The sequence below is a fragment of the Janthinobacterium sp. GW823-FHT03B06 genome, assembly GCF_058796955.1.
The window spans coordinates 1,231,827-1,246,052 of sequence record NZ_JBXAJE010000001.1 but is presented as its reverse complement, the minus strand read 5'-3'; the positions used below and the strand labels follow the sequence as shown (position 1 = coordinate 1,246,052).

Annotated in this window: 10 protein-coding genes; 9 read left to right on the top strand and 1 reads right to left on the bottom strand. The window is 67.2% G+C overall.

Annotation, left to right across the window (positions count from 1 at the left end):
* Positions 1 to 50: 50 nt before the first annotated feature.
* From paoA to AC1RBA_RS05575, 6 genes are all read left to right on the top strand, one after another.
* Complete coding sequence (gene paoA, locus AC1RBA_RS05600; protein ID WP_492417088.1) at positions 51 to 707, top strand: aldehyde dehydrogenase iron-sulfur subunit PaoA; 657 nt, start codon at positions 51 to 53, stop codon at positions 705 to 707.
* Positions 704 to 1,663 (top strand): FAD binding domain-containing protein, encoded by a 960-nt coding sequence (locus tag AC1RBA_RS05595; protein ID WP_492417086.1) that lies wholly within the window; start codon positions 704 to 706, stop codon positions 1,661 to 1,663. The genes paoA and AC1RBA_RS05595 overlap by 4 nt, the downstream gene beginning before the upstream one ends.
* A gap of 4 nt (positions 1,664 to 1,667) precedes the next feature.
* Entirely contained in the window at positions 1,668 to 3,866 is a 2,199-nt protein-coding gene (gene paoC / locus AC1RBA_RS05590; RefSeq protein ID WP_492417084.1) for an aldehyde oxidoreductase molybdenum-binding subunit PaoC, read from the top strand.
* Between the two features lie 125 nt (positions 3,867 to 3,991).
* A complete protein-coding gene (locus AC1RBA_RS05585) occupies positions 3,992 to 5,629 on the top strand; it encodes a response regulator (RefSeq protein WP_492417082.1) in 1,638 nt (545 codons plus the stop codon).
* Positions 5,626 to 6,654 (top strand): ABC transporter substrate-binding protein, encoded by a 1,029-nt coding sequence (locus AC1RBA_RS05580; RefSeq protein ID WP_492417081.1) that lies wholly within the window; start codon positions 5,626 to 5,628, stop codon positions 6,652 to 6,654. Before AC1RBA_RS05585 ends, AC1RBA_RS05580 begins: the two co-directional genes overlap by 4 nt.
* A 10-nt stretch (positions 6,655 to 6,664) precedes the next feature.
* Positions 6,665 to 9,181: an ATP-binding protein gene (locus AC1RBA_RS05575; protein ID WP_492417079.1), complete on the top strand. Its 2,517-nt coding sequence runs from the start codon at positions 6,665 to 6,667 to the stop codon at positions 9,179 to 9,181.
* Between the two features lie 177 nt (positions 9,182 to 9,358).
* On the opposite strand, the gene AC1RBA_RS05570 is transcribed toward AC1RBA_RS05575, so the two are convergent.
* On the bottom strand, positions 9,359 to 9,973 hold the full coding sequence (locus AC1RBA_RS05570) for a class I SAM-dependent methyltransferase (RefSeq protein ID WP_409026486.1): 615 nt from the start codon (positions 9,971 to 9,973) through the stop codon (positions 9,359 to 9,361).
* 166 nt (positions 9,974 to 10,139) lie between these two features.
* Here AC1RBA_RS05570 and AC1RBA_RS05565 point away from each other — a divergent pair, with 166 nt between their 5' ends.
* The 3 genes from AC1RBA_RS05565 (at position 10,140) to AC1RBA_RS05555 (ending at position 14,106) form a co-directional block, all read left to right on the top strand.
* Complete coding sequence (locus tag AC1RBA_RS05565; protein WP_070313604.1) at positions 10,140 to 10,658, top strand: sigma-70 family RNA polymerase sigma factor; 519 nt, start codon at positions 10,140 to 10,142, stop codon at positions 10,656 to 10,658.
* Entirely contained in the window at positions 10,655 to 11,629 is a 975-nt protein-coding gene (locus AC1RBA_RS05560; RefSeq protein ID WP_492417077.1) for a FecR family protein, read from the top strand. The genes AC1RBA_RS05565 and AC1RBA_RS05560 overlap by 4 nt, the downstream gene beginning before the upstream one ends.
* 95 nt (positions 11,630 to 11,724) lie before the next feature.
* Positions 11,725 to 14,106, top strand: a complete 2,382-nt coding sequence (locus AC1RBA_RS05555; protein ID WP_492417076.1) for a TonB-dependent siderophore receptor — start codon at positions 11,725 to 11,727, stop codon at positions 14,104 to 14,106.
* Positions 14,107 to 14,226 lie beyond the last annotated feature (120 nt).

Genomic DNA, 14,226 nt, shown 5'->3' with positions numbered 1-14,226 from the left:
GGGCCTGCATGCGCCCACCCAGCCAGTCCACAGCCAGGAGGAAGCGCAAGATGACAGATTGTAATCACATCAATGCCGGCAGGCGCGGCTTGCTGATCGCCGGTGCGCTGTCGGCCACGGCGGTGGCCGTGCCCGGCGTGACGGGGGCGGCCGAAGCGGCCCATGGCGCGGCCCAATCCGGACAGGCGCCGCCCGTCCTGATGAAGGTCGGCCTGAACGTCAACGGCCGGCGCCACAGCCTGGAACTCGACACGCGCACCACCTTGCTCGACGCCTTGCGCGAACATTTGCAACTGACGGGAACCAAAAAGGGCTGCGACCATGGCCAGTGCGGCGCCTGCACCGTCATGCTCGACGGCCAGCGCATCAATGCCTGTCTGACCCTGGCCGTGATGCATGACGGCGCCAAGGTCACCACCATCGAGGGGCTGGGCACGCCGGAGAAACTGCATCCGATGCAGGCCGCCTTCATCGCGCATGACGGTTATCAATGCGGCTACTGCACCCCGGGGCAGATCTGTTCGGCCGTCGCCGCGCTGGGCGAGATCCGCCAGGGCATCCCCAGCCACGTCAGCGCGGACCTGAACGCGGCCCCCTCGGTGACGCCCGAAGAATTGCGCGAACGCATGAGCGGCAACCTGTGCCGCTGTGGCGCCTATTCCAACATCATCGAAGCCATCACCGAGGTGGCGGGGAGGCCCGCATGAGAGTGTTCAGCTATCAAAAGCCCGCCACGCCGGCCGAAGCGGCGGCCGCCGCCTTGACTACGCCGGGCGCCCGCTTCATCGCGGGAGGCACGAATCTGCTCGATCTGATGAAACTGGAAATCGAGACGCCCGCGCATTTGATCGACGTCAATGGCCTCGCGCTGGACAAGGTGGAGACGACGAAGGACGGCGGCTTGCGCATCGGCGCCCTCGTGCGCAACACGGCCCTGGCCGCGCACGCCACCGTGCGGCGCGACTATGCCGTGCTGTCGCGCGCCTTGCTGGCCGGCGCCTCGGCGCAATTGCGCAACAAGGCGACGACGGCCGGCAACCTGCTGCAGCGCACGCGCTGCCCGTATTTCTATGACACGAACCAGGCCTGCAACAAGCGCGTGCCGGGCAGCGGCTGCTCGGCCATAGCCGGCTTCAGCCGGCCGCTGGCGATTCTGGGCGGCAGCGAGGCGTGCATCGCCACGCACCCGAGCGACATGGCCGTCGCCATGCGCGTGCTCGACGCCGGCATCGACACGGTGCGGGCCGACGGCAGCACGCGCAGCATCCCCATCGCCGACTTTTACCGCTTGCCGGGCAGTACGCCGCAGCTAGAAACGGTGCTGCAGCCGGGCGAATTGATCACCAGCGTGACCTTGCCCCGGCCTATCGGCGGCACGCACGTCTACCGCAAGGTGCGCGACCGCGCCTCGTACGCGTTCGCGCTGGTGTCCGTCGCGGCGATCATCTTGCCCGATGGCACGGGCAGGCTGGCCCTGGGCGGCGTCGCGCCGCAGCCGTGGAGAATTGCCGCCGCCGAGCAGGCCATGCCCGCTGGCGCGGCCGCCGTGAGCGAACGCCTGCTGGCCGGCGCCAGGCCGACGGCCGATAACGGCTTCAAGCTGACCCTGGCGCAGCGCACCGTGGCGTCCGTCCTGGCGCAAGCACCAGCGAAGAAAGGCTAGAGCGATGAAATTCACGACACCTGCGACCACCAATCCCATCGACCAGCTGAAGGTCGTGGGGCGCCCCACGAACCGCATCGACGGCCCCCTGAAAACCACGGGCATGGCGCCGTACGCGTATGAACAGAACAAGGCCGCGCCGCATGCCGCCTACGGCCACGTCGTCGGCGCGGCGATTGCCAAGGGGCGCATCGCTTCGATCGACACCAGCGCCGCGCGCCGCGCGCCCGGCGTGCTGGCCGTGGTGACGGCGGAATCGGCGGGCAAGCTGGGCAAAGGCAAGATGAACACAGCCACCTTGCTGGGCGGGCCGGAGATCGAGCATTACCACCAGGCCATCGCGCTGGTGGTGGCGGAAACGTTCGAGCAAGCGCGTTCGGCCGCGCAGTTGCTCGATGTCAAGTATATCGAGCAGCCGGGCGCCTTCGATTTGGCCAAAGCAAAGGGCACGGCGGCCAAGCCGAAGGACGGCAAGCCCGACAGCAAGACGGGCAACTTCGCCGGCGCCTTTGCGAATGCGCCAGTGCGGCTGGACGCGACCTATACGACGCCTGACCAGTCGCACGCCATGATGGAGCCGCACGCCTCGATTGCCGCCTGGGAGGGGGATAAATTGACAGTCTGGACGGCGAACCAGATGGTGGACTGGGGCCGGGGCGATCTGGCCCGCACCCTGGGAATGCCGAAAGACAAGCTGCGCATCGTCTCGCCGTATATCGGCGGCGGCTTCGGCGGCAAGCTGTTCGTGCGCGCCGAAGCGCTGCTGGCGGCCCTGGGGGCCCGGGCGGCGCAGCGTCCCGTCAAGGTCGCCCTGACGCGGCCCATGATGATCAACAACACGACGCACCGGCCCGCCACCATCCAGCGCCTGCGCATCGGCGCCACGCGCGACGGCAAGATCACGGCCATCGGCCATGAATCGTGGTCCGGCGACCTGAAGGGCGGTCAGCCGGAAACGGCCGTGATGCAGACGCGCCTGCTGTACGCGGGGGCCAACCGCATGACGGCCATGCGCCTGGCCGTGCTCGACTTGCCAGAAGGCAACGCCATGCGCGCGCCGGGCGAGGCGCCGGGGCTGATGGCGCTGGAAATCGCCATGGACGAGCTGGCGGAGAAATTGAACATGGACCCCATCGTCGTGCGCATCCTGAACGACACCAAGGTGGACCCGGAAAAACCGGGCCGGCCGTTTTCCCAGCGCCGCCTGATCGACTGCCTGCGCACGGGCGCCGTGGAATTCGGCTGGAAAGAGAGAGCAGCGCAGCCGGGCATGCGGCGCGACGGCCGCTGGCTCGTGGGCATGGGCGTGGCGGCCGCTTTCCGCAACAACCTCGTCATGCAGTCCGCCGCCAGGGTGCGTCTCGATGGCAACGGCATCGTGACCGTGGAAACGGACATGACGGATATCGGCACGGGCAGCTATACGATCATCGCGCAGACGGCGGCGGAAATGCTGGGCGTGACCTTGAACCGGGTCGTCGTGCGTCTGGGCGACTCGGATTTTCCCGTCTCGGCCGGTTCGGGCGGGCAGTGGGGCGGCAACAGCTCGACGGCCGGCGTGTACGCTGCCTGCGTGCGCCTGCGTCAGGCCATCGCCGGCAAGCTGGGCTTTGATGAAAAGGAGGCGCGCTTTTCCGATGGGCAAGTCAGCCAGGGCGAACGCAGCGTGCCGCTCGCCGCCGCCGCCGCCCATGGCGACGTCGTCGCGGAAGACCATATGGAATACGGCGAGCTCGATAAAAAATTCCAGCAATCGACGTTCGGCGCGCATTTCGTCGAAGTGGGCGTGGACAGCGACACGGGCGAAGTACGCGTGCGCCGCATGCTGGCCGTGTGCGCGGCCGGCCGCATCCTGAACCCGAAATCGGCGCGCAGCCAGGTGATCGGCGCCATGACCATGGGCGTGGGCGCGGCCCTGATGGAGGAACTGGTGGTCGACCGGCGCCGCGGCTTCTTCGTCAACCACGACCTGGCCGGCTACGAAGTGCCCGTGCACGCCGACATCCCGCACCAGGACGTGATCTTCCTCGATGAAACGGACCCCATGTCCTCGCCCATGAAAGCCAAGGGCGTGGGCGAGCTGGGCATCTGCGGCGTGGCGGCGGCCGTCGCCAACGCCGTCTACAACGCGACGGGCGTGCGCGTGCGCGACTATCCGCTGACCCTCGACAAGTTGCTGCGCGGACTGCCCGTCATGAGCTGACATCTGCCCGGCGCCGGCGCGCGCGTGACAAAGCGTGTATTTTTGGTAATTTCCAGATGCTATGCTCGGAACGCATGCTGCGGGGCAAGTTCCCTCTCCGCAAGGCCATGCCGCCAGGAGAATGCATGAACAGATCATCAATGCCGCCCCGGATACTGATCGTCGATGACGAGCTGGCGCACGTGCGCGCCCTGTGCGACACCTTGCGCGGCCAGGCGTACGACACGACGGGGCTCGCTTCGGGCGAGGCGGCGCTGGCCCTGCTGGCCGTCGAATCGTTCGACCTGCTGCTGGTCGACCTGATGATGCCGGGCATGAACGGCATCGCCGTGGTGGAAGCGGCGCGCAAGATCGATCCGGACCTGGCCTGCATCATCATGACGGGCGAAGGCACGATCGCCTCGGCCGTGCAAGCGATGAAGGCGGGCGCGCTCGATTACGTCGTCAAGCCGTTCAAGGTGTCGGGCATCCTGCTGATACTGGCGCGGGCGCTGGAGACGCGCCAGCTGCGCATCGCCAATGCGCGCCTGGAACTGCTGCTGCGCCAGCACACGGCCGAACTCGACGCCATGAACCGGGATTTGCGGCTGGCGCGCGAAGTGGCCGAGCGGGCGAACGAGGAAAAGACCAATTTCCTGGCCAGCATGAGCCACGAGCTGCGCACGCCGCTCAACGCCATCCTCGGCTTTTCGCAGATGCTCACGTCCGACTCCATCCCCTCGACGGCGCAGGAAAAGAAAACCTTTGCCTCGCACATCTTCGGCGCCGGCCGGCATTTGCTGACCTTGATCAACGATATCCTCGACATCGCCAAAATCGAGTCGGGCAATATGGCGCTGTCGATGGAGTCCGTGGGCCTGGCCGGCATTTACCACGAATGCTGGCAAATGATGGAGCCGCTGGCGCGCAAGCGCGGCATCACCTTGACGTTCGTCGAAGCGGGCAGCGTGCACGTGCTGGCCGACCGCACGCGCCTCAAGCAGGTGCTGCTCAACCTGCTGTCGAACGCCGTCAAGTACAACCGCGATCAGGGCGAGATCCACGTCGATTGCCAGCCCGTCGATGCACGGCAGCTGCGCCTGTCCGTGCGCGACACGGGCGGCGGGCTGAGCGCCGCGCAGCTAGAGGTGCTGTTCCAGCCCTTCAACCGCCTGGGACGCGATGGGCGCGACGAGGAGGGCACGGGCCTGGGACTGGTGGTCAGCAAGCGCCTGGCCGAAGCCATGCAGGCGACCATAGGCGTGACCAGCACGCCCGGGCGCGGCAGCACTTTCTGGCTCGATATCGACAGTTGCCCCGCGCGCTACCCGCTGCAGGAAAGCCCGCGCCTGTCCGCCATTGCCCGGCCCGCTGAAACGATGCCCCTGCCGGAGCGCAAGACGCTGCTGTATGTGGAAGACAATCCCCTGAACGTGACCCTGGTGGCGGGCTTGGTGCATTTTCGCCCCGATCTCGACCTGCTGTCTGCCGGCGACGGGCAGACGGGCCTGGACATGGCGCGCCGCCACCTGCCGCAGCTAATACTGATGGATTGCGACTTGCCCGACATCAGCGGCACGCAAGTCATGCAGCTGCTGCGTGCCGATGCCCGCACCGCGCACATTCCCGTCATCGCGCTGACGGCCGTGGCCGGACCCGGCGATATCCGCCAGGGGCTGGCGGCGGGCTTTTTCCGCTATCTGACCAAGCCGATCGACGTGGCGGCGTTTTCCGAGGCCGTCAACAGCGCGCTGGAATCGGCCACGGCGCAGTGCAGCGCATGAACGGCCCGGCACCGGCGCGGCGGGCGGTCTGGCTGGCGGCCGCACTGCCGCTGCTGGCGCTGGCCGCCGTGGCCGTCTGGCGGCTCGCTGCCCGTCCCGCGCCGCCGCCCGGCCCCGTGGAAGTGCTGCGCCTGGCCGTGAATGCGGAGTATGTGGGCAGCTGCCCCGTGCTGGCCGCGCGCGCGCACGGCTATTTCGCGCGCGAAGGCATCGACGCGCTGCTGCAGCCGTATTCGTCGGGCAAGGCCTCGCTGGAAGCCGTGCTGCAGGGCAAGGCCGACCTGAGCACGGTGTCGGATATTCCCGTGGTGCTGGCCAGCCTGCAGAACCAGTCCGTCGTCATCATCGCCAGCATCTTCGAGGCCGAGCGCGACCACGGCATCGTGGGGCGCCTGGACCGCGGCGTGTCCACGCCCGCGAGCCTGAAGGGCAAGCGCATCGGCGTCACGTTGGGCACATCCGGCCAGTTCACGCTCGAGGCCTTTTTGAACCGCCAGAAGCTGCTGCCCGCCGAAGTCAGCGTGCGCAATTACACGCCGGACCAGCTGGCCGGGGCGCTGGCGCGGGGCGAGGTCGATGCGGCGGCAGGCTGGGAACCGTTCCTGACGGGCATGACGCACGCCATTGCCGGCAATGCGGCCATCTTCTATGGCGAAGACGTGTATGCGGGCCTGTTCAACGTGGCCGGCACGGGCGGCTATGTGCGCAGCCACCCGGCGACGATGCGCAAGGTGCTGCGCGCACTGATCGCCGGCGCGCGCTTTTGCCGGGACGAGCCCGATGCCGCGCGCGCGCTGTTTGCCAAGGCGTCGGCCAGCGAGGCGCAGCGCCTGCAGGCAGCCTGGCACGGTTATCAGTTCGGCATCGTGCTCGACCAGCGCTTGCTGCTGGCGCTGGAAGACGAGGCGCGCTGGGCCATCAAGAACCGCCTGGCCGGGAACGGCGAGATGCCGAACTTCCTCGATGCCGTCTACCTGGACGGCCTGGAAGCCGTGGCGCCGTCGGCCGTGACGGTCATCCATTGAGAAGGCCACCGTGAAAATCGTCACGCGCTTCAAGCTGGCAGAACTGTTTTGCGTGCTGCTCGTGGCCATCATCGTCGCCGTGCTGTTCTCCACCAGCATGGCGATGCAGCGCGAACTGGCGAAGAACAAGGCGGCGGCCGATATCCTGCAAGCCGTCACGTCGCTGCGCTACCTGTCGATCGAATATGCGCTGCACCATGGCGCGCGCACGCGGGCACAGTGGCAGCTGCGCAGCGAGTCGCTGTCCAGCGGCTTGCTGGCCACGCCGGCCTTCGCCGCCGGCGAGGAACGCGCGCTGCTGCGGGAATTGCGGCGCGACCTGGCAAGCGTGGACGGCCTGTTCGAGCTGTTTGTCGCCAATCACCGCGAGCTGGGTCAGGACCCGCAGCGGCGCGAGGTGCTGGGCGAGCTGGAGTCGCGCCTGTCCGGCCAGATCATGGGCAAGGTGCAGGGCATGATCGCCGATGCGATGCGGCTGTCCGCATTGAGCCGGCAAGGCGTGCTGGACGCCCAGCAGCAGGCCAACGTGGCCGTGATACTGTTCGGCGGCATGATCATCGCGCTGGTGGCCGGTTTGATCTATTTCACCATGACCAGCGTCACGGGGCCGCTGGAGAAGCTGCGCCAGGGCACCCTGATCGTCGGCGAAGGCAAGCTCGATTTTGCGCTCGGCGTGCATACCCGGAATGAAATCGGCGACCTGGCACGCGCCTTCGACGGCATGACGGAAAAGCTGCGCCGCACCACCGTCTCGCGCGACGAACTGGCGCAGGCGAATGCGGCCCTGGAAACGCAGATACAGGAACGTCAGCTGGCCGAGCGCAAGGTGCATGAACAGCTTGAGCGCCTGAACCTGCTGCAGCAGATCACGCGCTCGATCGGCGAGCGGCAGGATTTGCGCAGCATTTTCCAGGTGGTGGTGCGCAGCCTGGAAGAGCAGCTGCCCATCGATTTCAGCTGCATTTGCCTGTACGAACCGTCCGAACACGCGCTGCAGGTGATGTGCGTGGGCGTGCGCAGCGAGGCGCTGGCGCTATCGTTCATGATGGGCGAACACGCGCACATTCCCATCGACGAGAATGGCCTGTCGAGCTGCGTGCGCGGCAAGCTCGTGTATGAAGCCGACATCGCCGACGTGGCGTTCCCGTTTCCGCAGCGCCTGGCGCAAGGGGGGCTGCGCGCCCTCGTCATGGCCCCGCTGCCGGCCGAAAACACGGTCTTCGGCATCCTCATCGTGGCGCGCCGCGCCGCGCACAGCTTTACCAGCGGCGAGTGCGAATTCCTCAGCCAGCTGAGCGAACACGTGGCGCTGGCCGCCAACCAGGCGCGGCTCTACGGCGCGCTGCAGCGCGCGTATGACGATTTGCGCCAGACGCAGCAGTCGGTAATGCAGCAGGAGCGCCTGCGCGCGCTGGGGCAGATGGCCAGCGGCATCGCGCACGATATCAATAACGCCATTTCCCCCGTGGCCCTGTACACGGAATCGCTGCTGGAGACGGAAACCAATCTCAGTCCGCAGGGCCGGCACTGCCTGGAAGTGATCGAACGCGCCATCGACGACGTGGCCGCCACCGTGGCGCGCATGCGCGAATTCTACCGCCAGCGCGAACCGCAACTGGCGCTCTCGCCCATCGACGCGAACCTGGTGGTGCAGCAGGTGCTGGACCTGACGCGCGCGCGCTGGAGCGACATGCCGCAGCAGCGCGGCATCGTCATCGCCCTGCACACGGAGCTGGCGCACGGCCTGCCCATGCTGTCCGGCAGCGCGGGCGAGCTGCGCGAAGCGCTGACGAACCTGGTCTTCAACGCCGTCGACGCCATGCCGGAAGGCGGCACCCTGAGCGTGCGCACCAGCTGCGCCGACGTAGCGGGCGAGGCGGCGCGGCAGGTGCGCATCGAAGTGGGCGACACGGGCATCGGCATGGACGACAATACGCGCCGCCGCTGTCTGGAACCGTTTTTCACCACCAAGGGCGAGCGTGGCACGGGTCTGGGCCTGGCCATGGTGTACGGCATGATGGAGCGCCATGGCGCCAGCATCGACATCGTCACGGCGCCGGGGCAGGGCACGGCGGTGCGCCTGGTTTTCCCCGCCTGCGCCGCGGACGAGGGGCAGCAAGCGCCCGACATGGCCTACCTTGTGCCGCCGCGCCTGCGCATCCTCGTGGTGGACGACGACCCGATGGTGCTCAAGTCCCTGCGCGACATCCTGGAAATCGATGGCCACGACGTGGTGTCGGCCGATGGGGGCCAGGCCGGCATCGATAGCTTCCTGGCCGCGCGCGACAGGCACGAGGATTTTGCCGTGGTCATCACGGACCTGGGCATGCCTCACGTGGACGGGCGCAAGGTGGCCAGCGCCGTGCGCCGCTGTTCGCCGGCCACGCCCATCATCATGCTCACGGGCTGGGGCCAGCGCCTGGCGGCCGACAGCGATTATCCCGAGCACGTCAACTGCGTGCTGGGCAAGCCGCCCCGGCTGAAGGAATTGCGGCGTGCCCTGAATGCGGTCATGTCGACGGCTTAGAGCCTATCCCAGCAGGGAGCGTCTTCTGCTGGCAGTTCATCAGGAGTGCGGACAAGGCGTGAGGAGGACGCGTGGCGAGCCACGCGACGACGATCAACGCACTCCCCGCTTCTGAGGGGCGCCAGCAGGGGATGTATTCATCTACTGGGATAGGCTCTTAGCCTGCTGCGGCATCTCTCATCGCTGAAAAACCAGCCAGGACCAGCTGACTCCCGCGTGGCGGTTCTGCTGCTGAACGGATGGCGCCTGCGCACTCAGCACCACCTTCAGATGGTGGCGTGCCGCGAGGGCGATCGTTTCACTGGCAGAGACGTCAAAGATGCGCCGGTTCTCCGGGGCGGGGCCATGCCTGAGCGACATGACGAGCAGCGCGCCAGGCTTGAGCAACTGGCCGATGTTTTCCATCGCCGCGCTTCTTTCTTCCGCTGCAAGATGCATCCAGACGGCGGCGAGTACAACCAGGTCAAACCTGGTTTCGCGCGCCGTCATCACTGACAGCGCGGGCAGGCTGTCGTCCACCCACTCGATATCGGGCGACGCATGCGCCCGCATGCCCGCTTCCCGGAACGCGGCGACGGGCTCCACTGCCACCACCTTGTGCCCCAGGCTCGCCAGCCACGCCGAATCGGCGCCTGTGCCGGCACCGATGTCGAGCACGGCGCCTGCCCGGCGTGGCAGCAGGTGGCTGACCACTTTGTATTTATCAGCGGCGATCACGCCGGTATACCGGGTGATCAGCTGTCCGGCATTGTCGGCATATCCTTCGGTGCCCGGGACTGGGGATGCATGCATGCGATGGCGAGTGTCCAATGGGATGGAGGTCAAATCAACACCCTGCGCGCGGCGCGTGCGATCAGTGGTGTTGCCTGCGTAGGACAACTTTAGCAAAATTGCGCGACATCTTCCAGTCCCTGCCATATAATGAGAATCATTATCATTTATATCGCCGGATCCGCTCTTGTCTGCCTTTTCTTTTCCCCCGAATGACGCCGCCTTGGCCGCCAGCCTCTTTACGGGCCACCAGGGCTGGCTGCTGCAGCGCTTGCTGTTGCGCTTGCGTAATCGGGCGGAAGCCGAGGATGTGGTGTCGGAAACCTTTGTGCGCGTGCTGCATGCGGGAAGATTGTCCGCCATCCGCGAGCCGCGCGCCTACCTGACGACGGTAGCGAAAAGCATCTTGCTGCAGCAGTGGCGGCGGCGCGATATCGAGCAGGCGTATCTGGAGACCCTGGCGCTGCTGCCCGATGCCGTCCAGCCGTCGCCGGAGGAACGCGCCGTGCTGCTCGAAGCGCTGGAACGCCTGTCGCGCGCGCTCGATACCCTGTCCGCCAAGGCCCGCAGCGCTTTTCTGATGAGTCAGCTCGACGGCTTGACGTATGCGCAGATCGCCGCCCGCCTGGGCGTGTCGGCCAGCATGGTGCGCCAGTACATGGCGCAGGGCTTGCGCTGCTGCCTGGCGGTGGCGGACGCGGCATGAGCGTTGCTTCGTCCGTCCAGGATGCCGCCATCGGCTGGCTGGTCGAACTCAGTTCGGGCGAAGCGGACGAAGGACAGCGCCAGGCCTTCGCCCGCTGGCTGGCCGCCGATGCGCGCCATGCGGCCGCTTGGCGTACGCTGGGGCAGGCTGTCGAGCACAGCGTCGGCCCGCTGCAGGCAGCGGGCGGGGCGGCGGCCGTCGGGCATACCCTGGCGCGCGCCGCGCGGCACGATGACCAGCGGCGCCAATGGCTGCAGGGCGTCCTGTGCCTGGCGGGCGCGGCGTTCGGCGGCGCCTGGCTGCTGCGCGGCAGCCCGTTTTTGCCGGACTGGAGCGCGGACCTGCACACGGCCACGGCCCGGCGGGGCCGCTACACGCTGGCCGATGGCAGCGTGCTGACCCTCGACGCCCGCTCCTCGGCCGATACGGATGTCCGTCATGAACACCGGCAAGTCGCCTTGCGCCAGGGCCAGTTGCTGGCGCGCGTGGCACCTGTTGCCAACGCGCCCTTCGTGCTGCGCAGCGCGCATGGCGCGGTGACGGCGCTGGGCGGCGAGCTGATGCTGCGGCGCGAAGCGCGCGGCACCGTGGCGCTGGCCGTGCGGGGCGATCTCGACGTGCGTCCGGCCGGCAAAGGCCTGGCGCGCGTGCTGCGCCAGGGCCAGGCGGCGCGGTTTGACGAGGATCGATTGACCCTGCTGCCCGGCATGGCGGCAGGGCAGGCGACGGCGTGGGAGCAGGGCATGCTGGTGGCCGTCGATGAGCGGCTGGGCGACGTGGTGGCCGCCTTGCGCCCGTACCGCCACGGCTACATCGACATCACGGCGCAGGCGGCGGCGCTGCGCGTGTCCGGCAATTATTCGCTCGACGACAGCGGCGCCACCCTGCTGGCCCTGGCCGAAACCCTGCCCCTGACCTTGCGCCAGGGCCCTGGCGGCTGGTGGACGGGACTCGACCTGAAGACAAGCTGAGATATTTTTTGCGCCGGCACTGTCACTTTCGGCGCGCCGCGACTCATACCTGGTGTAGCCCCACTTTTCCTTCACCATCAAGATAGAGTCCCAGCATGCCACCATTGTTGATGCGCCAGATTCCCCTGGCTGTAATGTTACTTTCCTGCGCCGCGCCCACCGTCCTGGCGCAGACGCCACCGGCCCACGTCACGTCGGCCACCATGCGCTACGATGTGCCGGCCCAGCCCCTCAATGCCAGTCTGATCGCCATTGCCAGCCGTGGCGGCGTGCGCATTTCCATCGATGCGGACCTGGCGCGCGGCGTCAGCAGTGCGGCCGTGCACGGCGATTTCACGGCGGAGCAAGCCTTGCGCCGCGCCTTGCAGGGCACGCGGCTGGCCTTGCTGAAGACGGACAGCGGCGTGTATACCGTGCAAAGCGCCGCGCAAGCCGCGCCGCAGGCCGCCGCCCAGCTTGAGGTGACCATGCCGGAAGTGGTCATCACCACCAACTACCTGGGCCAGGTGACGGAGGACACGGGTTCCTACACGACGGGCGCCGTCAGCACGGCGAACCGCCTGGTGCTGTCGCCGCGCGAGACGCCGCACGCGGTCAGCGTGGTGACGCGCCAGCAGATGGATGATTTCGGCCTGGTGCAGCTGAGCGAGGTGCTCAATCACACGCCGGGCGTGTATGTGCAGCACATCGACAGCGAGCGCACGATTTATTATGCGCGCGGCTTTTCGCTCGACAATTTCAGCTACGACGGCTTGCCGTGGACGCGCGACGCCTCGCTGAACCTGGGCGAATCGCTGGCCAATATGGATCTGTACGACCGGGTCGAGGTGCTGAAGGGCGCGAATGCGCTGATGAGCGGTGCCGGCACGCCGGGCGCCACCGTCAACCTGATCCGCAAGAAACCCACGCGCGAATTGCGCGCGCTGGCCGACCTGTCGGCCGGATCGTGGAGCAATTACCGCGGCATGGCGGACGTGGGCGGTCCCCTGAACGCCAGCGGCAGCGTGCGCGCGCGCGCCGTCGCGTCCTACCAGGACAAGCACTCGTTCGTCGACCGCTACCAGCGCCGCTCCGAACTGGCGTACGGCACGCTGGAGGCGGATCTGTCGCCGCGCACCTTGCTGACCGTGGGCGCCGACTACCAGCACACGGTGCCGCGCAATAGCGACTGGGGCGGCGCACCGCTGTTCGACGCGGACGGCAAGCGTTTCACCATGCCCCGCTCGTTCAACGGCGCGCCCACCTGGAGCACGCAGCAGACGGAGGCCAAATCCGTCTTCGCTTCGCTCGAGCACACCTTCGACAATGGCTGGCTGGCCAATTTGCGCCTGATCCACCAGGCCAACGCCCTGTATGCGCCCGTCGCCTACCTTGACGGTTTTCCGAAGGCGGACGGCAGCGGCACGGCCGTCACGGCGCGCCAGTACAACAGCGACGCCACCAGCAATGGCCTGGACGTGTACGCCAAGGGCCCGTTTTCCCTGCTGGGCCGCACGCATGAACTGGTGGTGGGCGCGAACGCCTACCGCAAGCAGTCGGACGACGTCTTCAGCCCGTATTCCTTCATCAAGGTCGACAATATCTATACTTACCGTGGCGAGGTGCCAGAGCCGCAGTGGGTACTGGACACGGCGCGCGAAGTCATCCGCCAGAAGGCCGTGTACGCGACGGGCCGCTTTTCGCTGCCGCAAGGCGTGCACGTGATTCTGGGCGGCCGCCTGTCGTCCTACGTCAACCCCACGGCCGACATCGACGAGTCGTCCATCTTCACGCCGTATGCGGGCCTGACGTGGGACTTCGCGCCGAATTTGACGGCGTTTGCCAGCTATAGCGACATCTTCAGTCCGCAAAACAGCCGCGATGTCGACAACAGGACCCTGGACCCCGTGCTGGGCAAGAATATCGAGGCGGGCGTAAAGGGCGTGTTCCTCAACGGCCGCCTGAACGCCAGCGCGGCCGCCTTCGAGGTGCGGCAGGACAACTTCGCCGAGTCCGTCGATGCGGTCAACAAGGTGACGGGCATGGACGCCTACCGCGCCATCGACGGCGTGCGTTCGCGCGGCGTGGAACTGGAAGTGTCGGGTCAGCTGATGCCGGGCTGGCAGCTGCAGGCCGGCTACACGCACAAGGTGGCGCGCGATGCGGGCGGCAAGGTCAATACCCTGGCGCCCGAAGACCAGCTGAGCCTGTACAGCACCTGGCAGCCGATACCGCGCCTGACCGTGGGCGGCGGCGCCCGCTGGCAATCGCATACCTGGCAGCAGACCCGGGCCGTGCGCGGCGGCATGACCACCGTGCACCAGGGCTCGTATGCCGTGTTCGACGCCATGGTGCGCTACCAGCTCTCCGGCCGGCTTGCCCTGTCGTTCAACCTCAACAACCTGACCGACCGCGCTTACTACGGCATCAGCACGGGCCGCAGAGTCAGTTACGGCGACCCGCGCAATGCCATGCTGAGCCTGAATTACCGCTATTGATAACAGTTGCCGTCGGGATGCGGCAGGGGAATGGGGCAGGGCTGCAGGGGCGTTGCATCGTCTATCCATGCGCCAAACAGTGGCGTGCTGCTATTTTTAGTGAGGCGTGAATTATTTTGC

Coding starts and splice junctions, on each gene's coding strand:
- AC1RBA_RS05560 (WP_492417077.1), top strand. CDS start 10,655: ATGAGCGTTGCTTCGTCCGTCCAGGATGCCGCCATCGGCTGGCTGGTC.
- AC1RBA_RS05585 (WP_492417082.1), top strand. CDS start 3,992: ATGAACAGATCATCAATGCCGCCCCGGATACTGATCGTCGATGACGAG.
- AC1RBA_RS05570 (WP_409026486.1), bottom strand. CDS start 9,973: ATGCATGCATCCCCAGTCCCGGGCACCGAAGGATATGCCGACAATGCC.
- AC1RBA_RS05595 (WP_492417086.1), top strand. CDS start 704: ATGAGAGTGTTCAGCTATCAAAAGCCCGCCACGCCGGCCGAAGCGGCG.
- AC1RBA_RS05580 (WP_492417081.1), top strand. CDS start 5,626: ATGAACGGCCCGGCACCGGCGCGGCGGGCGGTCTGGCTGGCGGCCGCA.
- AC1RBA_RS05555 (WP_492417076.1), top strand. CDS start 11,725: ATGCCACCATTGTTGATGCGCCAGATTCCCCTGGCTGTAATGTTACTT.
- paoC (WP_492417084.1), top strand. CDS start 1,668: ATGAAATTCACGACACCTGCGACCACCAATCCCATCGACCAGCTGAAG.
- paoA (WP_492417088.1), top strand. CDS start 51: ATGACAGATTGTAATCACATCAATGCCGGCAGGCGCGGCTTGCTGATC.